This is a genomic window from Sphaerimonospora cavernae, from assembly GCF_042435035.1.
GTDB classification, from domain to species: domain Bacteria; phylum Actinomycetota; class Actinomycetes; order Streptosporangiales; family Streptosporangiaceae; genus Sphaerimonospora; species Sphaerimonospora cavernae.
The window spans coordinates 95,609-119,270 of record NZ_JBHMQT010000044.1; the positions used below are offsets into that span (position 1 = coordinate 95,609).

The 23,662-nt window shown below is 69.0% G+C and carries 20 protein-coding genes and 1 pseudogene; 13 read left to right on the forward strand and 8 right to left on the reverse strand.

Annotation, left to right across the window (positions count from 1 at the left end; translation table 11 throughout):
- Positions 1-35: 35 nt before the first annotated feature.
- Both serC and ACFHYQ_RS20460 read right to left on the reverse strand, forming a co-directional pair.
- On the reverse strand, positions 36-1,154 hold the full coding sequence (serC, locus tag ACFHYQ_RS20455; RefSeq protein WP_394302755.1) for a phosphoserine transaminase: 1,119 nt from the start codon (positions 1,152-1,154) through the stop codon (positions 36-38).
- Between the two features lie 159 nt (positions 1,155-1,313).
- Entirely contained in the window at positions 1,314-2,420 is a 1,107-nt protein-coding gene (locus ACFHYQ_RS20460) for a citrate synthase 2 (RefSeq protein ID WP_394302756.1), read from the reverse strand.
- A gap of 169 nt (positions 2,421-2,589) precedes the next feature.
- On the opposite strand from ACFHYQ_RS20460, the gene pdxH reads away from it, so the two are divergent.
- The 4 genes from pdxH (at position 2,590) to ACFHYQ_RS20480 (ending at position 6,854) form a co-directional block, all read left to right on the forward strand.
- Positions 2,590-3,246 carry a pyridoxamine 5'-phosphate oxidase gene (gene pdxH, locus ACFHYQ_RS20465; RefSeq protein WP_239089497.1) on the forward strand — a complete coding sequence of 219 codons (657 nt, stop codon included), beginning with the start codon at positions 2,590-2,592 and terminating at the stop codon, positions 3,244-3,246.
- 303 nt (positions 3,247-3,549) lie between these two features.
- Positions 3,550-4,254: an iron-dependent transcriptional repressor DtxR gene (locus ACFHYQ_RS20470; RefSeq protein ID WP_394302757.1), complete on the forward strand. Its 705-nt coding sequence runs from the start codon at positions 3,550-3,552 to the stop codon at positions 4,252-4,254.
- Positions 4,255-4,404: 150 nt separating this feature from the next.
- Positions 4,405-6,639, forward strand: coding sequence for an ATP-binding SpoIIE family protein phosphatase (locus tag ACFHYQ_RS20475; protein WP_394302758.1), 2,235 nt, complete (start codon positions 4,405-4,407; stop codon positions 6,637-6,639).
- Positions 6,640-6,692: 53 nt separating this feature from the next.
- Positions 6,693-6,854, forward strand: a complete 162-nt coding sequence (locus tag ACFHYQ_RS20480) for a hypothetical protein (protein ID WP_394302759.1) — start codon at positions 6,693-6,695, stop codon at positions 6,852-6,854.
- 14 nt (positions 6,855-6,868) lie between these two features.
- Here ACFHYQ_RS20480 and ACFHYQ_RS20485 read toward each other — a convergent pair whose 3' ends face one another.
- Positions 6,869-7,579 carry a TetR/AcrR family transcriptional regulator C-terminal domain-containing protein gene (locus ACFHYQ_RS20485; RefSeq protein WP_394302760.1) on the reverse strand — a complete coding sequence of 237 codons (711 nt, stop codon included), beginning with the start codon at positions 7,577-7,579 and terminating at the stop codon, positions 6,869-6,871.
- 87 nt (positions 7,580-7,666) lie between these two features.
- Here ACFHYQ_RS20485 and ACFHYQ_RS20490 point away from each other — a divergent pair, with 87 nt between their 5' ends.
- Positions 7,667-9,241 (forward strand): FAD-dependent monooxygenase, encoded by a 1,575-nt coding sequence (locus tag ACFHYQ_RS20490; RefSeq protein WP_394302761.1) that lies wholly within the window; start codon positions 7,667-7,669, stop codon positions 9,239-9,241.
- A gap of 3 nt (positions 9,242-9,244) precedes the next feature.
- Here ACFHYQ_RS20490 and ACFHYQ_RS20495 read toward each other — a convergent pair whose 3' ends face one another.
- Positions 9,245-10,390: an acyl-CoA dehydrogenase family protein gene (locus ACFHYQ_RS20495; protein ID WP_394302762.1), complete on the reverse strand. Its 1,146-nt coding sequence runs from the start codon at positions 10,388-10,390 to the stop codon at positions 9,245-9,247.
- A gap of 254 nt (positions 10,391-10,644) precedes the next feature.
- On the opposite strand from ACFHYQ_RS20495, the gene ACFHYQ_RS20500 reads away from it, so the two are divergent.
- The 7 genes from ACFHYQ_RS20500 to ACFHYQ_RS20530 all read left to right on the forward strand — a co-directional run bounded on the left by ACFHYQ_RS20500 (position 10,645) and on the right by ACFHYQ_RS20530 (position 18,149).
- Complete coding sequence (locus ACFHYQ_RS20500; protein ID WP_394302763.1) at positions 10,645-12,072, forward strand: hypothetical protein; 1,428 nt, start codon at positions 10,645-10,647, stop codon at positions 12,070-12,072.
- Between the two features lie 13 nt (positions 12,073-12,085).
- The gene (locus tag ACFHYQ_RS20505; protein ID WP_394302764.1) at positions 12,086-12,964 is read left to right on the forward strand and encodes a class F sortase; all 879 of its coding nucleotides are present in this window, start codon (positions 12,086-12,088) and stop codon (positions 12,962-12,964) included.
- Between the two features lie 226 nt (positions 12,965-13,190).
- On the forward strand, positions 13,191-14,117 hold the full coding sequence (locus ACFHYQ_RS20510; protein WP_394302765.1) for a hypothetical protein: 927 nt from the start codon (positions 13,191-13,193) through the stop codon (positions 14,115-14,117).
- An 8-nt stretch (positions 14,118-14,125) separates the two neighbouring features.
- The gene (locus ACFHYQ_RS20515) at positions 14,126-15,085 is read left to right on the forward strand and encodes a class F sortase (RefSeq protein ID WP_394302766.1); all 960 of its coding nucleotides are present in this window, start codon (positions 14,126-14,128) and stop codon (positions 15,083-15,085) included.
- Between the two features lie 89 nt (positions 15,086-15,174).
- Positions 15,175-16,056 (forward strand): hypothetical protein, encoded by an 882-nt coding sequence (locus tag ACFHYQ_RS20520; RefSeq protein ID WP_394302767.1) that lies wholly within the window; start codon positions 15,175-15,177, stop codon positions 16,054-16,056.
- Positions 16,057-16,298: 242 nt separating this feature from the next.
- Entirely contained in the window at positions 16,299-17,444 is a 1,146-nt protein-coding gene (locus ACFHYQ_RS20525) for an acetyl-CoA C-acetyltransferase (RefSeq protein ID WP_394302768.1), read from the forward strand.
- 105 nt (positions 17,445-17,549) lie between these two features.
- Positions 17,550-18,149 (forward strand): Uma2 family endonuclease, encoded by a 600-nt coding sequence (locus tag ACFHYQ_RS20530; RefSeq protein ID WP_394302769.1) that lies wholly within the window; start codon positions 17,550-17,552, stop codon positions 18,147-18,149.
- Between the two features lie 87 nt (positions 18,150-18,236).
- On the opposite strand, the gene ACFHYQ_RS20535 is transcribed toward ACFHYQ_RS20530, so the two are convergent.
- Positions 18,237-20,114: an acyl-CoA dehydrogenase family protein gene (locus ACFHYQ_RS20535; protein WP_394302770.1), complete on the reverse strand. Its 1,878-nt coding sequence runs from the start codon at positions 20,112-20,114 to the stop codon at positions 18,237-18,239.
- A 156-nt stretch (positions 20,115-20,270) separates the two neighbouring features.
- A complete protein-coding gene (locus ACFHYQ_RS20540; RefSeq protein WP_394302771.1) occupies positions 20,271-21,002 on the reverse strand; it encodes a class I SAM-dependent methyltransferase in 732 nt (243 codons plus the stop codon).
- 103 nt (positions 21,003-21,105) lie between these two features.
- Here ACFHYQ_RS20540 and ACFHYQ_RS20545 point away from each other — a divergent pair.
- A pseudogene (locus ACFHYQ_RS20545) lies at positions 21,106-21,195 on the forward strand (sigma factor); the annotation flags it as partial.
- Positions 21,196-21,212: 17 nt separating this feature from the next.
- On the opposite strand, the gene ACFHYQ_RS20550 reads toward ACFHYQ_RS20545, so the two are convergent.
- Complete coding sequence (locus ACFHYQ_RS20550; RefSeq protein ID WP_394302772.1) at positions 21,213-22,232, reverse strand: adenosine deaminase; 1,020 nt, start codon at positions 22,230-22,232, stop codon at positions 21,213-21,215.
- 120 nt (positions 22,233-22,352) lie between these two features.
- Entirely contained in the window at positions 22,353-23,558 is a 1,206-nt protein-coding gene (locus ACFHYQ_RS20555; RefSeq protein ID WP_394302773.1) for a pyridoxal phosphate-dependent aminotransferase, read from the reverse strand.
- Positions 23,559-23,662 lie beyond the last annotated feature (104 nt).

Consider the following 23,662-nt stretch of genomic DNA (forward strand, 5'->3'; position numbering starts at 1 on the left):
GCCGTGCCGTACGGCTCGAGCGGCGGAGGGGGAGGTCAGAGCCGGTCGACGACGTAGTCGACGCAGGCGGTCAGCGCCTCGATGTCGGCGGGGTCGACGGCCGGGAACATCGCGATGCGGAGCTGGTTGCGGCCGAGCTTGCGGTAGGGCTCGGTGTCGACGATGCCGTTGGCGCGCAGCACCTTGGCGACCGCCGCCGCGTCCACCTCGTCGGCGAAGTCGATCGTGCCGACGACGTTGGAGCGCTGTGCGGGGTCGGCCACGAACGGCGTGGTGTAGGAGGTCTTCTCCGCCCACGTGTACAGCCGGGAGGCCGAGTCGGCCGTCCGGGCCGTCGTCCAGGCCAGACCGCCCTGGGCGTTCATCCACTCGATCTGGTCGGCGAGCAGGAACAGCGTGGCGACCGCGGGAGTGTTGTAGGTCTGGTCCTTGACCGAGTTGTCGATCGCGGTCGGCAGGCTGAAGAACTCGGGGACGAAACGGCCGCTCTCGGTGATCTCGGTCACCCGGGCCAGCGCCTTCGGTGAGAACAGCGCGATCCACAGGCCGCCGTCGGAGGCGAAGCTCTTCTGCGGCGCGAAGTAGTAGACGTCGAACTCCGACGCGGAGACGGGCAGGCCGCCGGCGCCGCTGGTGGCGTCGACGAGCACGAGCGAGTCGTCGGCGGCGTTGGTCGGCCGCTGGATCGGCATCGCGACGCCGGTCGAGGTCTCGTTGTGGGTGAACGCGTAGACGTCCACGCCGTCCTCGGCCACGGCCGTCGGGTGGCTGCCGGGGTCGGACTTGATGACCGTCGGGTCGGCCAGCCAGGGGGCCTGCTTGGCCACCGTGGCGAACTTGCCGGAGAACTCCCCGAAGTGCAGGTGCTGCGACTTCTCCCGGATCAGCCCGAAGGCCGCGATGTCCCAGAACGCCGTGGTGCCGCCGTTGCCCAGCACGACCTCGTACCCCTCGGGGAGGGAGAACAGGTCGGTGAGGCCGGCGCGGACGCGGGCCACGAGGTTCTTGACGGGCTTCTGGCGGTGGGACGTCCCCATCACGCTCGCTCCGGCATCGGCGAGAGCGGCGAGCTGCTCGGGACGTACCTTCGAGGGCCCGCAGCCGAAGCGACCGTCGGCGGGCTTGATGTCAGCGGGAATCACGATGTCAGCCACGTGTTCCAGGGTAGTGAGCCCTGGCAGTGGTCCAGACCGCAGGTCCGGATGATGAGATCGAATGTCCGGAAAATCACATCGACCCAGGTGAAAGCCGGAGGAAAAGCCGAACAGGGCCCGCGGCGGTCGCCGCGGGCCCTCCCGAGGTCGTGACGTCAGTCAGGGCTTGCCGATGACCTCGGAGGCGCCGGGGACGTCGCCGATCGAGCGCTGCGGCGGGCCCACATAGTTGGCGCTGGGGCGGACGAGCCTGCCCGTGCGCTTCTGCTCCAGGATGTGGGCGGCCCAGCCGGCGGTGCGGGCACAGGTGAACATCGAGGTGAACATGTTGGACGGGACCTCCGCGAAGTCGAGGACGACCGCGGCCCAGTACTCCACGTTCGTCGCGAGCACCCGGTCCGGCTTGCGGGCGTGCAACTCTTCGAGCGCGGCAGTCTCCAGAGCCGCCGCGACCTCGTAGCGCGGCGCACCCAGTTCCTTGGCGGTACGGCGCAGCACCCGGGCGCGGGGGTCCTCGGCCCGGTAGACCCGGTGGCCGAAGCCCATGAGCCGCTGACCCTTGTCCAGCTCGCTCTGGACGTACTTGCGGGCGTCACCCACCTTCTCGACGCCCTCGATCATGTGCAGCACGCGGGCGGGGGCGCCACCGTGCAGCGGGCCGGACATCGCGCCGACCGCGCCGGACAGGGCGGCGGCCACGTCGGCACCGGTGGAGGCGATCACCCGGGCGGTGAACGTCGAGGCGTTCATGCCGTGCTCGGCCGCGGAGGTCCAGTACGCGTCGATGGCCTTGACGTGCTTGGGGTCGGGCTCGCCGCGCCAGCGGATCATGAAGCGCTCGACGATGCTCTCCGCCTCGTCGACGCGCTTCTGCGGCACCATCGGCAGGCCGGGACCGCGCGACGACTGCGCCACGAACGACAGCGCGGTCACCGAGGCACGGGCGAGATCTTCGCGCGCCTGGGCGTCGTCGATGTCGAGCAGCGGCCGGAAGCCGTAGGTGGGCGCCAGCATCGCCAGCGCGCTCTGTACGTCGACGCGGATGTCACCGGAATGGACGGGAACGGGGTACGGCTCCGCCGGGGGCAGCCCCGGCAGGAACTCGTTGTCGACGAGCAGGCCCCAGACGTTGCCAAAGGGTACGTTGCCCACGAGATCTTCGATGTCGACGCCCCGATAACGCAGGGCGCCCCCTTCTTTGTCCGGTTCCGCGATCTCGGTCTCGAACGCCACCACGCCTTCGAGCCCGGGTTTGAAGTCGGACATTCTCGGCCGCCTCCCTCTCTTGTGAAGTCCAGAGCCTTGATGTCGAGATACCGGCGCGTCAATTTAACCCTCATGGTCACGTTGCCGTGCCGCCGCCCCTCCCGAACGCAGTTCTCCCTGGTAGGGGCGATGCGCCGGGCATGCGTTGAGCGCGCAACAATACCGTTCCGTGGACAGCGCGCATCTGCCGGGGCTCCGGCACAGCTACGAGGGCGAGCCCCTGCTCGAATCGGACATGGCCGACGACCCGGTGACGCAGTTCACGCTGTGGTTCGCCGACGCCGTCGCCGCCGGGCTGCCCGAGCCCAACGCCATGATCCTCGCGACCGGCTCGGCCGGGGGGCGTCCCTCCGCCCGCACCGTCCTTCTCAAAGGTTTCGACGAGCGCGGTTTCGTCTTCTTCACAAACTACGAGTCCCGCAAGGGGCGCGACCTCGCCGAGAACCCGCTCGCCTGCCTGCTGTTCCCCTGGCATCCGATCAGGCGGCAGGTCCGCGTCGAGGGCCACGCCGTACGGCTCCCGCGCGAGGACAGCGCGGCCTATTTCCATTCTCGCCCGTATGGCTCCCGCATCGGCGCCTGGGCTTCGCGGCAGTCAGCGGTGGTGGAGTCGCGTGAGGCGCTGGACGTGCGTTACCGGGAGCTCGCCGGACGGTGGCCGGAGGATCCGCCGGTGCCGGACTTCTGGGGAGGTTTCCGGGTGGTGCCCTCGGAGGTCGAGTTCTGGCAGGGGCAGACCGACCGCATGCACGACCGCATCCGCTACCGGCTGACCGGCGGCGTCGGCGCGCGAGACGGCTGGACCCGCGAACGCCTCGCTCCCTGAGAGCCGCTGCGAGCCGCTTTGAGGGCCGCTTCGAGGGCCGCTTCGAGAGCCGCTCTGAGAGCCGTCCCGCTCTTCGGCAACGCGGCAGAGATCCGGACTGAGATAACGAGATCGTGGCGGCGGCCCGCAGATCGGCGAGGAACCCGGCGTAGGCCGTGCCGCGTCGGCGAGTGCGGGCAGGCTCAGCCCGGCCGGAAGGAATCGTTCCGCACCGATGTTTCCCATCCTGACACGCTTCCCCAATAAGGTCGGCTGCGAACGCGCGGGAGGTCGTAGCATCGATTTACAAGGACTGGAGGAGCCTTGACCGCACACGGCCTGATCGATACGACGGAGATGTATCTTCGTACGATCTTCGAGCTCGAAGAAGAGGGCGTCGTGCCGCTGCGCGCCCGGATCGCCGAACGGCTGCAGCAGAGTGGGCCTACGGTCAGCCAGACGGTCGCGAGGATGGAGCGCGACGGTCTCGTGAAGGTGCAGGGGGATCGGCACCTCACGATGACCGAGCTCGGGCGGCGGCTCGCGATCAGGGTCATGCGCAAGCACCGGCTGGCCGAATGCCTGCTGACCCAGGTGATCGGCCTGCCCTGGGAAGAGGTCCACGTCGAGGCGTGCCGCTGGGAGCACGTGATGTCGGAGGCGGTGGAAAGCAGGATCGTCGACCTGCTCGGCAACCCTCAGTCCTGCCCGCACGGCAACCCCATCCCGGGGCTCGCCGAACTGGGGGTGTCGCAGTCCACTATGACCGGAGATGAGGCGGTCTCGTCCATGGCGACCGTCGCCGGGGTGGGCTCGATCCCCGTTGTAGTGCGGCGAATCAGCGAACAAGTGCAAAGCGACCCCGCCGTGATGCTTAAACTCAAGCAAGTTGGGATACAACCCGGACGCGAGGTGACGCTCGCGGCTAGCGACGACGGTGTGCGGGTGACGGGTGATGGTGAAGCGGGCGGCATGGCCGTGGACCTACCGCGGGACGTCGCCGCGCACGTTTTCGTCACCAGACGATGACGGAAAGAGTTGTGCCTGGTTGAATCTGGACAGGAAGTCTCTCCTCCTTCTCCTCTCCCAGACCCAGCGGTCCCTCATGACATCAGCGACCCCTGCAGGAGCGCACGTGGCAGGCATGGCGAACACGCGTCCCCGGGGGGTGGTCGCGGGATGAAACGTTGGGGAGACCTGTCTAAGGAGGCGGCCGACCATCTGACGGCCGGATCGGTGCTCGACCAGGCTGAGATGGCGGTGGTCGTCACCGATCGTTTCAGTAACGTCCTCTACTGGAATCCGTTCGCGGAACGACTGTTCGGCAGGGCAGGGGCGCCGTCGGGCAAGGAACCCCTGGTGTCCCTCGGCATCATGGAGAAGGACCACCCGCACGCCGTCGACCTGGCCAGGCACGTGCTGCGCGGCGGTGTGTGGGAGGGCACGTTCGACGTCGTCCGCGCCGACGGCACGATGGTCTACGTACGGGCCCAGGCCGTACCGCTGCGGCACCCGTCCGGGCCGATCAGCGGCATCGTGATCACCGCACGCGAGGCGATGCGCGGCAACGAGCGGGAGAAGGACCGGTTCGGTCTGCTGGAGCGCATCGGCGAGCGGCTCGCCGGTTCCCTGTACGTCGAGGAGACGCTCAACCGGGTCGCCGACATGCTGGTCCCCCAGTTCGCCGACCATTGCTTCATCGAGTTGGTCCAGGGCGAGCGGCTCGTACGCAAGGTGTCCAAGCACGTGCACGGCTGGACGCCGCCGCCCGGCACCTGGTTGCCGGTCGGCGCGGAGATCAAATATCCGCTCGGCCACTACGCCGACACCGCGCTGCGACGTCAGGAGACCATCCTCGTCGAGGACTTCTCCCAGGTGAGCTATCCGATGCCGAGTGAGGGCTCGGCCCGGCTCTTCGCGCAGGTCGGGATGACCTCGGCGATCGTCGCACCGCTGTGCGTGCGCGGCGAGACGCTGGGCCTGATGTACCTCGGGCTGTCCAACCTCACCGAGCGGCACTCCCCGCACTACGACACCTTCGATCGGGACTTCATGGGCGCGGTCGCCACCCGGGTCGCGCTCGCCGTGGACAACGCGCTGCTGTTCGAGGAGGAACGGCACACGGCGGAGTCCTTCCAGAAGCACCTGCTGCCGCGTGATCTCCCCTCGTTCGACGGGCTGGAGATAGCCCACCGCTACTTCCCGGCCGCCCCGCTCGCCTCGCACGGCCAGGGCATCCAGACCCAGGTGGGCGGCGACTGGTACGACGTGATTCCGCTGTCGGCCGGCCGGGTCGGCATCGTGATCGGAGACGTGGAGGGGCGGGGGGCCAAGGCGGCGGCGGTCATGGGCCAGCTCAGGGCCGCGTTGCGGGCCTTCGCCCAGGACGACAAACCGCCCGCCGACATCCTCGCCCGGCTCGACGAGTGGACCCGCGTAGTGGCCGCGCCCGAGCGCGACGACTTCGGCGCCGACATCACCAATCCGCCGATCGTCACCTGTCAGTACCTCGTGTACGACGCGTGGTCGCGGCAGCTCTCCTTCGCCAACGCCGGTCACGCGCCGCCGCTGCTCATCGTCGACGGCAAGGTGACGGAGTTGGACATCACCGAGGTGGGTCAGCCGCTCGGCGTCCGGGCCAAGGGCGTGCACGCCGATCTCGTCTACAAGGAGGAGACGCTGACGCTGCCCCCCGGCGCGACCCTGCTCCTCTACACCGACGGCCTCGTCGACCGCCGGCCCCTCCGTGACTTCACGGGGCCCGCCTTCGAGGAGCCTGAGGATGACGAGGCGCTGCGGATGCTCCGGGAGGCGCTCGCCAAGGTCTCCATCGAGTCGGTCGAGCGCATCGCGGACGCGGCGATCGTCGCCGTGCCCGGTGAGATCGACGACGACATGGCGATCCTCGTGGTCAGATCGGTCGGAGCGGAGCTGGAGCTGCAGGAGCACACGTTCCCCGCTCAGCCGATCATGGTGGGGGAGGCCAGGCGGATGGCGTCCGAGGCGTTCGAGCGCTGGCGAGTGCCCGAAGAGCGGGCCGACCTGGCCTGCCTGCTGGTCTCCGAGGTCGTGACCAACGTCGTGCTGCACGCCGCCGGCGCCGGCGTGCCACGCCGTGAGCTGGTGCTCGAAGGCCCCCCGCTGCCGTTCGACGAGTCCTGGGACGTGCCGGGCTTCGAGGAGGAGATCGCCGGCGAGAAGGAGTTCACGCTCCGGCTGCGCTGCGGCCGGGACTCGATCTGGGTCGAGGTGTTCGACCAGGATCTGCGCCTGCCCCGCATCCGCAGCGCCGCTGAGACGGACGAGGGCGGCCGCGGCCTCTACCTCGTCGATCAGCTCGCCCGGCGCTGGGGTTCCCGGCCCACCAGGGAGGGCAAGGCCGTCTGGTTCGAGATCCCCATGAGCGGTCGCTGAGCGTCCCGACGATTACCCGCGCGTGTGGCTGGAAACGGCCGCATACTGATCACATGGACCCCGGACTCATCCTTCTTGTCTTCCTGGCGTTCCTGTTCGCGTGGCTGCTGAACCGGGTCCGCAGGTTCTTCCGGCTGGGCACCATGGGCTACGCGGGCGTGATGATCGTGTTCGTCATCGCCATGCTCGCCATCTGGGGCCAGCACGTCCGCTGAGCAATGGATATCTCTCAGCCGCTTGCCCGTGCGGCGATTCCCCGCAGCAGGCAGGCCAGGCCGCACTCGAACTGTTCGTCGAAGGAGCGGTCGCGAGCCTCGACGACCCGCCGGGCGAACTGGGGATACGCACCGCTCGTGACGACCTTGTGGATGTAGGGGGCCATGCTCGACCGCCACTGCTCCTCGGTGAGGCCCGTACGGCGCTGTGCCTCTCGCTCGGACAACTCCCGGGAGACGGCCCCGGCGACGTAGTCGCCGATGAGGGCCACGATGTCAGCCGCCAGGGTGATGTCGGAGGTGAGCTCCCCGGCCGTGGCGAGCGCGTGCTCCATCTTGCGTAGCGAGTTGGGGCCGAGCGCCGGACGGCTCGCCAGGACCGCGCAGAGCCAGGGGTGACTCAGGCGCGCGGCCCGCTGCCCGCGGGCCATCGTCGCCAGGTCCGCGTGCCAGTCGCCGGTCAGCGGTGGATCGGCGTCCCCGCCCAGGACGGCGTCGATCATCAACTCGATCAGCTCGTCGCGGCCGGCCACATGCCGGTAGAGCGATGTGGTGCCTGTGCCGAGGTCGGCGGCGACCCGGCGCATCGACAGCGCCTCCAGGCCCTCCGCGTCGGAGATCGCGACGCACACCTCGACGATCCGCTCGACGGTCAGTGCCGGCCGCCGGGGCGTCCGACGCTCCCGGCTCCACACCTGGCCGGGAAGTGAGCTCTCCGCACCCATGGCGCACATCGTACTCATGTGGATACACTGTTCCCTAAACGGGAACAGTGTTCCCAGAGGCCTTCGGGAGTCTTCGGAAGGGGAGTCATGCGTTCGACAGAGGTGCTGATCGTGGGCGGCGGGACGGTCGGCCTGGCCGCGGCGGTCTTCCTGGCCCACCACGGGGTGCGGGCCGAGGTGGTGGAGCGAGCGGATGGCCCACAGGTCCACCCTCGAGCCACCGGGGTGGGCAAGCGCACCGTGGAACTGCTGCGCGAGGTGGGCCTGGCCGACGTGGTGGACTCCGTGGCGATCGACCTGCGGGAGGGCGGCCTCGGCATGATCACCGTCGACACTCTGGCCGCGGCGGACCCGTCCGAACCTGCCTCATGGCCGTCCGCTGCGCCGTCCTCTTCCAGGCCGCCCTCTCTTGCGCCGTCCGGGCATGGTCGCTCGCCCTTCCCCTACACGCCCGCGGCGCTGCGCGGCACCTGCCCCCAGAACCGGCTCGATGTCGTTCTGCTGGCTGCGGCGCGAGAGCGTGGCGCGACTGTGTCGTACGGCACCGGGTTGGTGTCGTTCGAGCAGGACGGAGAGGGAGTCACGGCCGTTCTGTCGACGGGGGAGAGGGTGCGCGCCCGCTACCTGGTGGCGGCCGACGGGGCTCGCAGTGAGGTCAGAACCGCGTTGGGGATCGGACTGTCCGGCCCGGGGACGCTGGGGGAGCCCATCCAGAACGTCCTGTTCCGGGCCGACCTGGGCGGACTCATCCGTGGACGGCGCTTCGCGGTGTGCAGGATCACCAACCCGGAGGCGCCGGGCACGCTCATCATGATCGACGGCGAGAAGGAATGGGTCTTCCACATCGGGCTGGACCGGGAGCCGACGCCCGACCTGATCCGCACCGCCCTCGGCGTGCCGGACCTCCAGGTGGAGATCGTCAGCACGCTGGTCTGGCGGGTTCGGGCCCAGGTCGCGGACAGGTTCAGGGACGGACGGGTGTTCCTGGCGGGCGACGCCGCGCACACAGTTCCGCCACTGGGCGCCTTCGGCATGAACACCGGGATCGCCGACGCGCACAATCTCGCCTGGAAGCTCGCCTCGGTGCTCCGCGGCGAGGCCGGCCCCGCGCTGCTCGAGACGTACGGCACGGAGCGGCGTCCCGTGGCGGTGCTCGCGATGGAGCAGGCCCTGCTGCGCCTGACCGACCCCGCCCTGCACTGGGACCGCAGTCCGGCACAGGCCGAGGCCCGGGCGCGGGTGGGTGCCGTCAACGCCCCGATCGTCGACCTCGGGTATCGCTACGCGTCGGCAGCCGTGATCGACCCGGTTCCCGAGCTTCCCTCCGCGGAGGACGTCGCCCTCGACCTCGACGGGTCGCCGGGCTCACGCGTCCCGCACGCCTGGGTGGCCGACGGGGTCTCCACGCTCGACCTGATCCGCTGCCGCTTCACGGTCCTGACCACGCCGGACGGGTCGCCCTGGCTGGAGGAGGCGGACCGGCTCGGCCTGAACGCCCACGCGGTGGACCTGCCCGCGATCCCGCCCGGGGGCGCCATGCTGGTGCGTCCCGACGGGTTCGTGGGCTGGCGTACCGCCGGCGCGTCCGCGACAGCGCCGGACGGTGGACCCGAGGGGCTCGGCCGGGCGCTCGACCGTCTGCTGTGCCGTAGGGAGAGTTAGAGCTCAGAGGTCGAAGGAGCGCCCGATGATCTCCTTCATGATCTCGGTCGTGCCGCCGTAGATGGTCTGGACCCGGCTGTCCAGCCAGGCCCTGGCCACCGGATATTCGAGCATGTAGCCGTACCCTCCGTGAAGTTGGAGGCAGCGGTCGATCACCCTGTTCTGCAACTCGGTCGTCCACCACTTGGCCTTGGCGGCGTCCACGACCGTGAGCTCACGCGCGTTGAGGGCGAGCACGCACTTGTCCACATAGTGCCGCGCGATCTCCACCTCGGTGGCCAGCTCGGCCAGCAGGAACCGGGTGTTCTGGAACTGACCGATGCTCCTGCCGAACGCCTTGCGGCTCCGGCAGTATTCGATGGTCGTCTCCAGCACGCTCTCGGCGGCCGCCACCGCCGCGACCGCGATCGACAGACGTTCCTGCGGCAGATTGTTCATCAACTGGACGAAGCCCCGGCCGTCCTCGTCGCCGAGGCGGTTGGCGACCGGAACGCGGACGTTCTCGAAGAACAGCTCGGCGGTGTCCTGGGCGTGCATGCCGATCTTCTCGAGGTTGCGCCCGCGGGTGAAGCCCGCCATCCCGCGCTCGACCACCAGCAACGTGATGCCGCGGGCGCCCGCCGCGGGGTCGGTCCTGGCGACGACCACGACCAGGTCGGAGTTGATGCCGTTGGTGATGAACGTCTTCTGCCCGTTGACCACGTAGTGGTCGCCCTCGTGTACGGCTGTCGTACGGATGCCCTGCAGGTCGCTGCCGGCCCCCGGCTCGGTCATCGCGACCGCCGTGATCAGCTCGCCGGAGGCGAACCCGGGCAGCCAGCGCCCCTTCTGCTCCTCGTTCGTCAGGTCCACGAAGTAGGGAGCCATGACGTCGTTGTGCAGCGAGAAGCCGAGGCCCGTCGCGCCGGCCCGGATGATCTCTTCGACGATGACCGCGTTGTAGCGGAAGTCCGTGATGCCGGCCCCGCCGTACGCCTCCGGGACGGAGAAGCCGAACATGCCCAGCTCGCCGGCCTTCTTCCACACCTCGCGGGGGACGATGCCGTCCTTCTCCCACTGACCGTGACGCCGGGTCACTTCGCGGGCGATGAAATCGCGAACGGTCTCGCGGAAGAGCAGGTGCTCCTCGTCGAAGAGGTCTCGCCGCATCTGGTACGCCTCCGGCTCGGGGACTGCACTGCTGGGGGATTGGACTGCTCGGGGACTGGTCGACCTGGCCAGAATACAATTCTGTTACTCGTCGGTCGGTCGAGGCGGGCTCCTTGCTCCAAATCGGGCCAGGTGATTACAAATCCGCCACCATCGACGCATTCACCCGTACGGGTCTTGACCCAGCCCGTAAGATCTACCTTCGATTTACTTGCTTTCGCCTGTCTGGGCGGCCCTCGCGATCGGAGTGTGCGGTGGTTCGGTGGAAAGCGGGGCGGCGTGGTGTGCTCGCCGCCGCGGTCGTGAGCGTGATCGGAGGCGGGCTCCTCGCACTTCCGCTGACCTCAGCCCAGGCGGAGATGGCCCAGGTCGACCTCACCTACAGGTGTACCAAGGGCGTCGCGCCCAACCCGGTCGACCTGAAGATCACTCTCACTGTGCAGACCGCGCTGTCCGTCGGGCAGCCGCTGGATGTCAAATGGAACATCGCCTACGAGAACGGCACCAGGTTTCTGTCCCCCGGCCTGTTCCAGCCCGGCGCCCGTCTCTCGGCGACGGGTAAGGTCGGCGTCCTGGGCGAGAAGTGGCAGGGCGAGCTGCACTCGCTCGGCGCGAAGGACCAGGAGCGTCTGCAGGCCGGCGGTCCTCTGGCCCTGCCCGAGCTGATCTCCGGCGCGGTGAGCACGACGGACGAGGGCGTGTTCGCGATCGAGCCTCGCGATCTCCTGATCGACTTCACCCCGCCGCCTTCAGAGAAGGTCGTCAACGACGACGACCTCTCGAAGATCAGTTACGACGCGAACTGGATCGACTTCAACGACCGTGACCCCAAGTTCCACGACATCCACGAGGACGTACACGCGACCGAGGTGCAGGGCGCGAAGGCGACGTTCGAGTTCACGGGGACGGGCGTCGACTTCATCACCGAGCAGGACCACCGCGCCGGCGAGGTGGACTTCAAGATCGACGGGAAGCCGGGCATTCCGGCGACCGCCGACGCGTCCAAGGACGCCGACGGCAACCCGGTCGTGGTCGTCAACCAGGGAAACCACACGCTGTGGGGCATGCGCGGCCTGCCGTACGGCCCGCACACGCTCGAGGTGACGAACCTTGAGAACAAGTGGATGATGGTGGACGGTTTCAGGGCGGTCACGGAGCAGCTCCTCGACCCGCCGAAGCAGTTCCAGGCGACGTGCAAGCCGGTGAAGAAGCCCACAGCCATCAGGGTCGTCATCGGCGGCGGGAATTCGACCGCTGGCCCGTCGACCAGTCCTTCTGGTTCGGACGGCCCTTCGAACACCCCGGGTGGGACCCCTGGCGGGAACACCCCCGGCGGGAACACCCCCGGCGGGGAGACCCCGGGTGGGAGCACCCCGGCGAGGACGCCCTCGTTCAGTCCGCGTCCCACCGTGACCGTCACCGCCACCGCCACCGCCACCGCCGCCGCCTCGCCCAGTCCGACCGCGACGACCACGGTGACGATGACCGCGACGCCCACCGTCGCCCAGGTGGAGGTCACGCCCAAGGGTGGGGCGCAGACCGGCGAGGCCCCGGAGCAGACCTCCTCCGGGGGACTGCTCCTCGGCTCGGGTGGTCTGATGCTGCTGGTCGGCGTGTGGGGTGGCGTGGCGACGCTCAGGCGCAGGGCCGCCCATTCGGGTGACTCGTCGGCGACGCGCTGAGGGGACCGCGACGATGATGTCCACTCCAGACGGCGCCCCCGCCGCGGGGGAGAGCTCCGTTCCCGCTGAAGGTGCTCCGGGCGCGGAAGCCGCCAAGCCGGCGCGCGGGGCGCTGCCGCAGCCCGTCCTCGCGGCGCTGCTGGTGGTCGGCTCCTTCGGCGGGATCATCGCGGTCATGATCGGGATGTTGGCCGTGCTGTCGCCGGCGGAGCCGGAGTCGCCCGGCGGTCGGGTGGACATCCAGGGCGCGGGCAACATCGCATACCTTCCGGCGACCGTCGGGCCTGGCGGGCCGGACGCGCCGCTGACCGCGGCCGACCCGGCGGCGCCACCGCCGGATCCCGCGCTTCAGCCGTTTCCGCCGCTCACGCTGACCCCGAAAACGGCCTCGGCGGCGACGTCGAGGATGTCCGCGCTCACGAGGGCGAAGGGCAGGCCGACCAGGATCAGGATCCCGTCGATCGGGGTGTCCGCCCCGATCGGTTCGATCGGCGTGGACAAGAAGGGTGAGATCGATGCCCCGCCGCTGAGCAAGCCCAACCTCACCGGTTGGTACCGGTTCGGGCCCGCCCCCGGCGACCAGGGGCCGGCGGTCATCCTCGGTCACGTGAACACGCGTCAAGGCGCCGCGGTGTTCAGCCGGCTGCGCGAGATCAAGCGCGGCAACAAGATCGCCGTACAGCGTGCGGACGGTAAAACCGCCATTTTCACCGTGGACGGGGTCGAACAGGTCAGCAAGCTGAAATTTCCGACCAATCGGGTGTACGGCAACACCGCCACGGCGTCACTCCGCCTGGTCACGTGTGGCGGAGTGTTCAACGCCAAAGCGCATCACTACACCGACAACATCATCGTGTACGCCACGCTGACCTCGACCCGCGGCAAGAAGTGACCCCGCGGTTCGAGGGGTCTTTCCGAGCATCGTCGCCACGAACGCTTGTCAAGATCAGACCGGGGGGAAGTTGACTGGTAGATTACCTTCCTGTGGGGAGATCATGCCAATTTCACGACTTGTGCGGGCCCCGGCGCGGGTCCTGCGCGTACCCGATTGAGGATTCTCTCTCCAAGAGTGTCCGAATCCTGAGATCCTGGTGCGCCGGTTATTGGGGTGATTTGGGATGGGAGACAAGCCAGTGCTGAGGTCAGGGGCGCGGGGTCCTGTCATCAGGAAGGCGGCCCTGGCCGGAGCGGTCGGCGCCGGCGTCATCTTCTTCGGGCTGCCCGCCCTGGGCGCGCTGGCGCCGGCTCCCAAGACCGTGTCGTACGTATGCGTTCCCACGCCGTCGACGGAGGTCCCGCCCTCGCCCGATCTGTCGGTGACGCTGGGAGGTCCCGCGAGCGCGACACCATCCGAGCCGGTCACGCTGTCGTGGGAGAACTCCCAGGCGAACGTGCCGGTCGAGCGGCAACTCAAGGCCGTTGCCGAGATCCCCACAACCGATCACATCGTCATGGTCGGTGAACTCGTCATCACGGGGCCCGCGGCCAACACGACCGCCACGGTCACGGCTACGGCGACCGCTGTGCCTCAGGCGAAGATCGAGGCCGGTTCCCCCATCCCGTTCCCGACGATCAGCGCGACGGTGACGCCCACCGTGGCCGGGACGCTCGTCGTGAAGGCCGAGAAGTTCACGCTTCAGGTCGTTTCGGCCGCCGGTGGCGGTGTCATGTACATCTGTACGGTCGGGACCGCGGGGGCGAACATCGCCCCGGCCGAGGTTTCCGTCACCGTCACGCCCTCCGCGTCGAGTTCGTCCAGCCCCTCGCCCAGCCCCTCGCCCAGCCCATCTCCGAGCGCCACACCGAGCGCGACTCCGACACCCCGGCACACGAAAACCGTGTACGAGACGGTGACACTCGGCGCGTCGCCGAAACCGAAGAAGAAGGGCCAGGTGAATACGCCCGACGGCGGCGTGTCCACGGGCGGGGGCGGTGAGGCCGGCCCGGATGCGAGGGTCCTCATTCTCACCGGGGCGGGACTGATGCTGGCGGCGGCCGCCGGAGGACTCGTGCTGCGCACCCGCCGCCGGGCCGTACGGCAGTAGGGCAGCTCATGGGCACGCCACCGCCCGGGCACTATCCGCCGGATGGGTCCGGCGGGCCGTTCGGGCCGCCCACGGGGAACGCCGGCGCCCAGGGTGTTCCCGGTGCTTTCGTGCCGCAGGGTTATCCCCAGCCGGTGTACGGCCAGCCGATCTTCCAGCCGGTCGTGCTGCACCAGCAGGTCCAACCGCGGACTCAGGAGGACGCCGAGGCGCGGCCCGGGAGCGGCGTGGAGGGGCTCGGTACCCAGGCGATCAGGGGCGTGCTCATCCTCGCCGCCGTCGTGGGCCTGGTGATCGTCCTCATCGGGGCCGGATTCATGATCATGTCGCCGGACCAGTACACCACGCCGGACCGTACGTCGTTGCAACGGCCGGACGGCGTGAACCAGATGGCGGCCACCGTCGGCCCCGGGGGCCCCGGGAACCCCCTGACGCAGGCCGACCCGACCGCACCTCCGCCGCTCCCGCGCCTGCCCGCGGCTCCGCCGATGCAGCCCTCCTCGCCCAAGCGGCTGATCATCCCCAAGCTGGGCGTCAACGCGCCGATCAGATCGGTCGGTACGGACAAGTCCGGCGCCATCGAAACTCCGCCGATCAACAATCACAACCTCGCCGGCTGGTATCGGGGCGGCCCGACGCCGGGCGAGGTCGGCCCGGCCATCATGCTCGGCCACAAGGACACCCGGACCCGCGGCGCGGTCTTCAGCAGACTGCACGAGATGCAGTACGGCGACCAGATCGAGGTCGTTCGGATGGACGGCACCATCGCGGTCTTCACCGTGGGCGGCATCGAGCAGGCGGCCAAGCAGACGTTCCCGACCGGCCGGGTGTACGGCGATGCCGCGAACGCGGAGCTCCGGCTGATCACCTGCGGAGGTACGTACAGCCATGCGACCGGCCATTACGTCGACAATGTCATCGTTTATGCCGTTATGACCGGAACTCGGCTCGCGAAGGCGGACTCCTGAACGTCGTGAGTGCGCGCAGGTCCGCGGAACTGCTCGTGTATCGCGCCGGGTGAGGCTATCGTCTCAACAAGCGATCAAGAGGAGGGGCTGTGGGCTGGTTCTCCGATCTCCTACTGCCCGGCCGGCTGCGCACCGGACCGACGGTGCTGCTGTCCACCCGGCCGGACCCGAAGACGCTGCTGGCCGTCGCGCAACTCGCCGACCCCGAGGCGGTCTTCGACGGTGACGACATCCTTGCGGGCAGTTCCCGGATTCTCGCGGCCATCGAGGTGACCGGCGCGATCCTGGCCAAGCTCGGCCTGCAGGGCGAGGAACGTCTCTGGGCATGCCGGGTCACCGCGGAGGGGCCGCTGCCGGTGGACTTCTTCGACAAGAGCCTCGCGGAGGGCATCGCGTTCCGCCTGGCCGGCTGGTCCCTGTGTCAGGGGGAGCCGACCGATCCGACAGAGAGCGAACGGCGCGACCCCGTCGTCTACCTGCCCGCCGCGCCCTCGCCCGAGGAGACCATCGAGATCCTCCGAGAGCTCCTCAGCCCGGTCGAGTCGCTGGACGTCGACCGGTGGCCGGACGGCGAGCTGGTCGACGGCATCGTCCGCGTGCCGATGGGGCAGGGCGCCATCACGGACGTCTACGTGGGAGCCGACACGGTTGTCACCATCGAGGAAGGTCGTGGGATCCCCCCGGCCGCCCGGGTCCGCTGGCCGTACCTCACCGAGATCGTAATCGCGAAGATCTCCCCGCTCGCTTCCCCGGACGCGAACGAGCCCACGGGTGCCGTGGGCGATGGGCCCGGCGCCGAAGACGCCACCGGCACCGTCGACGGGTCCCAGGGCGACACCGACGGACAGGCGTTGGCGGCCCGAGCGGAGGTGGCGCTGGCATTGGCGCAGCGGCTGCGGGGCATCGCCGCCGACGAGGGCGGTTTCCAACTCGTCGAGCCGGCGGACATCCTCCCCGGCCGCCACACCTGAACTTCCGACGGCGATCCCCCCACCCCAGGTTGTGATCTCGCGAAAACTGTCAGTCATGCCTCTTGGCCTGCGCAAACCCCTGTCGTGAGCTTGCAGAAACTCGCACACATACCTCCTGACCTCGCGATATGTCGTCCATGATCTTGCATTGGATCGTCGGGGTGTGGCCCATGTGCCGGACAAACGTTCTGATGTAGCCTCTCAAGTAACCGAACTTTGCTCGGTTTGTTTGGAGGACTCCTGTGGCAGAGGCGTACATCGTCGGCGCGGTCCGCAGCCCCGTCGGCAAGAAGAAGGGCGGGCTGTCCACGGTTCACCCGACCGACCTGGCCGCGCACACTCTCGCTGCCCTCGTCGAACGCACCGGCGTGGATCCCGCCGCGGTCGATGATGTGATCATGGGCTGTGTCATGCAGTTCGGCCCGCAGTCGATGGACATCGCACGCAACGCCTGGCTCAGCGCGGGCCTCCCGGAGAGCGTGGCGGGCGTCACGATCGACCGGCAGTGCGGGTCCTCGCAGCAGGCTGTCCACTTCGCCGCCCAGGGCGTGCTGTCCGGCACGCAGGACCTGGTGGTGGCCGCCGGCGTCGAGTCGATGTCCATCGTGCCCATGGGATCGAGCATCACGGCCGCGCTGGAGAAGGGCATGCCCTTCCCGTTCGGCGAGAAGTGGGTCGAGCGGTACGGAAACCAGGAGATCTCCCAGTTTCGCGGTGCGGAGCTGATGTGCGAGAAGTGGGATCTGCGGCGCGACGAGTTGGAGCGCTACGCCTACGAGAGCCACCAGCGGGCCGCCAAGGCCGTCGCCAACGGCTACTTCAAGGACCAGATCGCGCCGGTGGGCGGCGTCGAGGACGACGAGGGTCCCCGGCCGGACACCACGCTGGAGAAGATGGCCGAACTCAAGACCCTGCGCGAGGGCGGGCGGATCACGGCGGCCACCTCGTCGCAGATCTCGGACGGCTCGGGCGCGGTGCTCGTCGCCTCCGAGCGGGCGGTACGCGAGCACGGCCTGACGCCACGCGCCCGGATCGTCACGCTGTCACTCGTCGGAGACGATCCCGTCTACATGCTGACCGCGCCCATTCCCGCGACGCGCAGGGCGCTGGAGCGGGCCGGCCTCGGCATCGAGGACATCGACGTCATCGAGATCAATGAGGCGTTCGCGCCGGTGCCGCTCGCCTGGCTGCGCGAGATCGGCGCCGACCCCGCGAAGACCAACCCGAACGGCGGCGCGATCGCCCTGGGCCACCCCCTCGGGGGCACCGGCGCGATCCTGATGACCAAGCTGCTGCACGAGCTGGAGCGCACCGGCGGGCGGTACGGCCTGCAGACCATGTGCGAGGGCGGCGGCCAGGCCAACGTCACGATCATCGAACGACTCTGATCTCCGTACGGCTTCGAGGGCACCCCGCGCCGGGGTGCCCTTCGCCCCGGGCTCCGCTGGGTTACGCTGAACCGTGACTCGTGGAATCCGGGTGAAGGAGGCGGGATGAGCGTCGCTTACGACGATCGTGAGCACTCCTATAATCACGGACCGTACATGATCGCCGACCTGGATCGAATGCCCAGGGATGCTCGGTATGAGCTCGTCAACGGATGGATCGTCATGTCGCCCTGGCCCAGCATTCGCCACGACCACGCGGTTCGGAACCTGCGGATGCAGCTGGAAGCGGCGGTCACACGAGTCGGCGCGGATCTCTACGTGAATGGTCCTGTCGACGTGTTCACGTCCACCGGGATACGCGTGCCCGATGTCGCGGTCATCGACGGCAAGGCGGCTCGGCGGGCAATCGAGCGAGACGATCGGGCCTATCAGGGAGCGGACCTGCTCCTTGTGGTCGAGGTCGTATCTCGAGAGAGCGGCAGCGAGCGCACCGACAGATACGAGAAGCCCAGCGAGTACGCCGCAGCGGGGATCGGCGAGTACTGGGTGGTGGACCTGGAACCTAAGCCGAACATCACGGTCTGGACGCTGGTGCCCGGTCATGGCGTCTATCGGCGGGCCGAGCGGGTCTTCGCCGGGGACCTGCTGGAGGTCCGCGCTCCGGTCGAGCTCACGATCGATCCGGCGGTGCTCGTCTCGGTCTGAGGTCGGCTCCTCGGCCCCTGGCGGGAACGGCCGGTCCGGGCCCCTCTCGATCGAGAAGAGGCCCGGACGGGCCGAGGGCCGACAAAACTACCTGACGTGCCGATGCACGTCCTCGAAATCCGACGGCCCGGGTCGCGACTGGGCGATCCAGGGACCGTCCAGTGAGGGGTCGAGGACGCCCTCCTCCAGGAACGCGTACCGGCCGTCGAGGACCAGGCGAGCCAGCCGTACGTCACGGGAGTCGGTGTTCTCCCACAGTCGGTCGAACATCGCCTCGGCACGCAGGCGCGCCTGATGGCAGAAGGTGTCGGCCAGTTCGTACGGCCTGCGCCCGTACTCGACGGCGTCCTCCTGGGCCTGGACGCATACGGCGGTCATGGCGAACAACTCGGCGCCGATGTCCACGATCCGGGAGAGGAAGCCCTGCTTGTGCTCCAGCCGTCCCTGCCAGCGCGACATGCCGTAGAACGTGGACCTGGCGAGCCTGCGGCTGGTGCGCTCGACGTAGCGCAGGTGATGGGCGAGCGCGCCGAACTCGGCGTAGGAATTCGGCAACTGCCCTGCCCCGGCGACCAGGCTCGGCAGCCATCTGGCGTAGAAGCCGCCCGCTTTGGCGGCCGCCCGCCCCTTCGCCTTGAGATCGGCCTTCGGGTTGATGAGTTCCCCGGCGACCGACAGGTGGGCGTCCACGGCCTCGCGGGCGATGAGCAGATGCATGATCTCGGTCGAGCCCTCGAAGATGCGGTTGATCCGCAGGTCGCGCAGCATCTGCTCGGCGGGCACGCCGCGCTCACCGCGAGCGCGCAGGGACTCGGCCGTCTCGTAGCCGCGCCCGCCCCTGATCTGGACGAGCTCGTCGGTGGCCTGCCAGGCCAGCTCCGATCCGTACAGCTTCGCCAGGGCCGCCTCGATGCGGATGTCGTTGCGCTCGTCGTCGGCGAGGCGGCTGACGAGGTTGACGACGGCTTCGAGGGCGTAGGCCGTGCCCGCGATGAAGGCGATCTTTCGGGCCACCGCCTCGTGCTCGCCGAGGCGGCGCCCCCACTGGACCCGTTCCCCGCACCACTCGCGGGCGATCTTGGTGGCCCACTTGGCGGCGCCCGCGCAGGTGGCGGGCAGCGAGAGGCGCCCGGTGTTCAGCGTGGTCAGGGCGATCTTCAGGCCCTGGCCTTCGCGGCCGATGAGGTTCTCCACCGGGACACGGACCTGATGGAAGCGGGTGACGCCGTTCTCGATGCCGCGCAGGCCCATGAACGAGTTGCGGCGCTCGACCGTGATCCCGGGGCTGTCGGCCTCCACCACGAACGCCGAGATCCTGGCGCCGGTGCGGGCCATCACCACCAGCAGGTCGGCCACGACGCCGTTGGTGGTCCACAGCTTGACGCCGTCGATGACGTACGAGTGCCCGTCGCGGACCGCGGTCGTGGCCAGCCGCGCGGGGTCGGACCCCACATCGGGCTCGGTCAGGAGAAACGCGGAAATTTCCCCACTCGCGCACCGAGGGAGGAAACGCTCCTTCTGCTCAGGCGTCCCGAACAGCCGCAGCGGCTGGGGAACCCCGATGGACTGGTGCGCCGACAGCAGCGCGCTCAGCGCCGGGCAGTACGACGCGGTGAGCTGCAGCGCCCGGCAGTAGTAGAGGTGAGCCAGGCCGAGCCCGCCGTACTCCTCCTCGATGGTCATCCCGAACGCGCCGATCGAGGCCAGGCCCTTGACCACCTCGTCGGGGATGACGGCCGTACGCTCGATCTGCGGCGGATCGACCTTTTCCTGCAGAAACCGCCGCAGCGTCCGCAGGAAGGCGTCCCCCTTTTTGATCTCTTCTTCCGGCAGCTTCGGCGCTGGGTGCACGAGGTCGAGCCGGAAGTCCCCGAGGAACAGTTGCCTGCCGAAGCTCGGCCGGGTCCATTCAGTCTCACGTGCCTGCTCGGCGACTTCTCGTGCGGTGGCGTAGTCGGTGGTCATCGCGGCCTCCTCAGACAGTGGGCCTCCCGCCGCGTCCCGGGATCCGCGGGACGCGTCCCGTAATGGGATACCTACCCACCAGTAGCCTGATAAGCGCTGTCGATGTGAATACTCGCCCGATACCAACCGCGTGGACTGCGTTTATTGAGATTGCGCCTATTGAGGGACGCGTGCCACGCAGAAGACGGTCTGGCCGAAGGGCGGCCGGATGATGCGCTCGATGAACCGCGTCATCGGCACGACGGTCCGGTCGTAGATCTTGACGAGCCGCGGATCGGGATAGCCGACGCCGCCTCGCCGTACCGCGGCCCACCACGCGATGCCGCCCAGGAAGTTGATCGGCTTGAGCACGTCGACGCCCAGCCCGGCGGCCGTGACCGCGGCGCGGAGCGTGGTGGGGGTGTACCGCCTTACATGTCCGACCTTGCGGTCAAAGTCCCCATAAAGCTGCATGTATCCGGGAACCCAGATGATGATACGTCCGCCCGGCGCGGTCACCCTGGCGAGGGACCGCAGGGCCTCGGCGTCCTCTTCGATGTGCTCCAGGACATTCATCATCACGACCGTGTCCACCGGATCGGCCAGGGGGATCTCGGCCGGCAGCCCGAACTGGAGCACGGAGACGTCGTCGCGATGGGCGAACCGCTTCTCGAGCTGCTCGACACAGTACGGATCGAAGTCGCTCACGACCAGCCGATCGAGACGCGGGAGGAACTGTTCGGCGAAATGCCCCAGACCGGACCCGATCTCGAGCATTGAGCGTCCGACGTGCGGGGCGACCATGTCGAACTCGTACTGCCGGTAGTTCTTCGCCTCATCGCCACCGAGGTGGTTCTCCAGAGCATCGTCTCCGGCCGCGGGCTGGACTACACGGTCATACCCAGACATAAGATCCTCTTTACGCGCTGACGGACGTCGAAAGTGTAGTGGTCACCGGATTCCGGGGTGCCGCTTCCGCGGCCTTCACCCGATGTCCTACCCCTAAAGCCTCCTGGGAGCGGGTGACGAGGCCGAGGACGTCGTTCAGGGGGCCTTCGTCAAGGCGTTCCGTCACCTGGGAAGCTTCCGTCGCGACGCGGCTTTCAAACCGTGGGGGGATCACTCCGGGGTGGTCAGCCAGGTGTCGATCTCAGTGATGATCTCCTTCTTCACCGTCTCCGGCGCCGCCGACGACCTGATCGACTGCCTGGCCATCTCCGCGATCTCCGCGTCGGTGAAGCCGTACACGTCCCGGGCGAGCTGGTACTGCGGCAGCAGCCGGGCGCCGAACAGCAGCGGGTCGTCGGCGCCGAGCGCGATCGGGACACCCGCGTCGAACAGCCGTCGCAGCGGTACGTCCTCGGGCTGCTCCGCCACACCGAGCCCCACGTTGGACAGCGGGCACACCTCGCAGGTGATCTGCCGGTCGGCCAGCCGCTCCATGAGCCGCTGCGACTCAGCCGCGCGGATGCCATGGCCCAGCCGGTCGGCGTCCAGATCGTCGACGCACTCCTCGACGCTGGCCGCGCCCAGCAGCTCACCTCCGTGCGGTACGGCGAGCAGCCCGGCCCGCTTGGCGATCCGGAAGGCGTGGTCGAAGTCCCTGGCGCGTCCGCGCCGTTCGTCGTTGGACAGGCCGAAGCCCACGACCCCCTTCCCGGCGTACTGCGCGGCCAGCCGGGCGAGCGTCCGCGCGTCGAGGGGATGGCGGGTGCGGTTGGCCGCCACGACCACGGCCATGCCGATGCCCGCGGCCCGCGCCGCCTGCTCGGCCGCGTCGAGGACGAGCTCGAGCGTCGATGTCAGCCCGCCGAACCGCTGGGCGTACCCCGAGGGGTCCACCTGGATCTCCAGCCAGCGGGAACCCTCACGCGCCTCGTCCGCCGCCGCCTCGTGCAGCAGTCGCCGGACGTCCTCCGGCCGCCGCAGCACCGACCGTGCGATGTCGTAGAGCCGCTGGAACCGGAACCAGCCCCGCTCGTCGGTCGCCCGCAACTTGGGCGGCCAGTCCTGGACGAGCGCGTCGGGCAGATGGACGCCCTGCTCCCGGGCCAGCTCGATCAGCGTCGTGTGCCGCATCGAGCCGGTGAAGTGCAGGTGCAGATGTGCCTTGGGCAGCGTGTCGAGTGGACGTGCCATTTTCATATGGTGCCGCATCCCCCGAGCACGCGTGATGCGCTCCTGGACTCGGCGGCCATCTCGGCCGGCTAGGACATGCGAAAAGGCCCGGATGCCGCCATCCGGGCCTTCGTCGTCAGCCTAGTGAGCTTCGCCGAGGAACTTGGCCAGACGGCTGACGCCTTCGACCAGGTCGTCGTCGCCCAGCGCGTACGAGAGCCGGAAGTAACCAGGAGTGCCGAACGCCTCGCCGGGCACCAGCGCGACCTCGGCCTCCTCGAGGATGATCTCGGCCAACTCGGCCGACGACCGCGGCCGCCTGCCGCGGACCTCCTTGCCGAGCAGCGCCTTCACCGAGGGGTAGGCGTAGAACGCGCCCAGCGGCTCGGGGCAGACCACACCGGGGATCTCGTTGAGCATCCTGACGATGGTCTGGCGGCGGCGGTCGAAGGCCGTGCGCATGGCGGAGACGGCCGACAGGTCACCGGAGACGGCGGCGAGGGCGGCGGCCTGCGCGACGTTCGAGACGTTGGACGTCGCGTGCGACTGCAGGTTGGTCGCCGCCTTCACGACGTCGGTGGGGCCGATGAGCCAGCCCACCCGCCAGCCGGTCATCGCATAGGTCTTCGCCACGCCGTTCAGCACGACGACGCGGTCCCGCAGCTCGGGTACGGCGGTGGCCACGCTGGAGAACGCGGCGTCGCCGTACACGAGGTGCTCGTAGATCTCGTCGGTGACGATCCACAGGCCCTTGTCGAGCGCCCAGCGGCCGATCTCCGCCACCTGCTCGGGGGTGTAGACGGCGCCGGTCGGGTTGGAGGGGGAGACGAAGAGCAGCACCTTGGTGCGCTCGGTCAGCTTCTCATCGAGCTGCTCGACCGAGGCGAGGTAGCCGGTCGTCTCGTCGGTCACGACGTCGACCTGGACACCGCCCGCCAGCTTGATCGCCTCGGGGTAGGTCGTCCAGTACGGAGCGACCACCAGGACCTCGTCGCCCGGGTCGAGCAGCGTGGCGAACGCCTCGTAGACCGCCTGCTTGCCACCGTTGGTCACGAGCACCTGGGCGGCGTCGACCTGGAACCCGCTGTCGCGCAGCGTCTTGTCGGCGATCGCCTGCTTGAGCTCGGGCAGGCCCCCGGCGGGCGTGTACTTGTGGAATCTGGGGTTCCTGCACGCCTCGACGGCCGCCTCGACGATGTAGTCGGGTGTGGGGAAGTCGGGTTCGCCGGCGCCGAAGCCGATGACCGGGCGACCGGCGGCCTTCATCGCCTTGGCCTTGCTGTCCACGGCCAGCGTCGCGGACTCGGAGATCGCGGAGATACGCGCGGAGATGCGAGGTCGGGTCATGCCTCCATCGTTCCAGATCCCCCATGTGGTTTCCCCGCCATATCCGGCACTGGAAGGCCGTGCTGCGGTACGGTCGAGGGGCACGGAGGCGATCTCCGGGCGAC

Coding starts and splice junctions, on each gene's coding strand:
- ACFHYQ_RS20460 (WP_394302756.1), bottom strand. CDS start 2,420: ATGTCCGACTTCAAACCCGGGCTCGAAGGCGTGGTGGCGTTCGAGACC.
- ACFHYQ_RS20475 (WP_394302758.1), top strand. CDS start 4,405: ATGAAACGTTGGGGAGACCTGTCTAAGGAGGCGGCCGACCATCTGACG.
- ACFHYQ_RS20480 (WP_394302759.1), top strand. CDS start 6,693: ATGGACCCCGGACTCATCCTTCTTGTCTTCCTGGCGTTCCTGTTCGCG.
- ACFHYQ_RS20485 (WP_394302760.1), bottom strand. CDS start 7,579: ATGGGTGCGGAGAGCTCACTTCCCGGCCAGGTGTGGAGCCGGGAGCGT.
- ACFHYQ_RS20490 (WP_394302761.1), top strand. CDS start 7,667: ATGCGTTCGACAGAGGTGCTGATCGTGGGCGGCGGGACGGTCGGCCTG.
- ACFHYQ_RS20495 (WP_394302762.1), bottom strand. CDS start 10,390: ATGCGGCGAGACCTCTTCGACGAGGAGCACCTGCTCTTCCGCGAGACC.
- ACFHYQ_RS20505 (WP_394302764.1), top strand. CDS start 12,086: ATGATGTCCACTCCAGACGGCGCCCCCGCCGCGGGGGAGAGCTCCGTT.
- ACFHYQ_RS20510 (WP_394302765.1), top strand. CDS start 13,191: ATGGGAGACAAGCCAGTGCTGAGGTCAGGGGCGCGGGGTCCTGTCATC.
- ACFHYQ_RS20515 (WP_394302766.1), top strand. CDS start 14,126: ATGGGCACGCCACCGCCCGGGCACTATCCGCCGGATGGGTCCGGCGGG.
- ACFHYQ_RS20530 (WP_394302769.1), top strand. CDS start 17,550: ATGAGCGTCGCTTACGACGATCGTGAGCACTCCTATAATCACGGACCG.
- ACFHYQ_RS20535 (WP_394302770.1), bottom strand. CDS start 20,114: ATGACCACCGACTACGCCACCGCACGAGAAGTCGCCGAGCAGGCACGT.
- ACFHYQ_RS20540 (WP_394302771.1), bottom strand. CDS start 21,002: ATGTCTGGGTATGACCGTGTAGTCCAGCCCGCGGCCGGAGACGATGCT.
- ACFHYQ_RS20550 (WP_394302772.1), bottom strand. CDS start 22,232: ATGGCACGTCCACTCGACACGCTGCCCAAGGCACATCTGCACCTGCAC.
- ACFHYQ_RS20555 (WP_394302773.1), bottom strand. CDS start 23,558: ATGACCCGACCTCGCATCTCCGCGCGTATCTCCGCGATCTCCGAGTCC.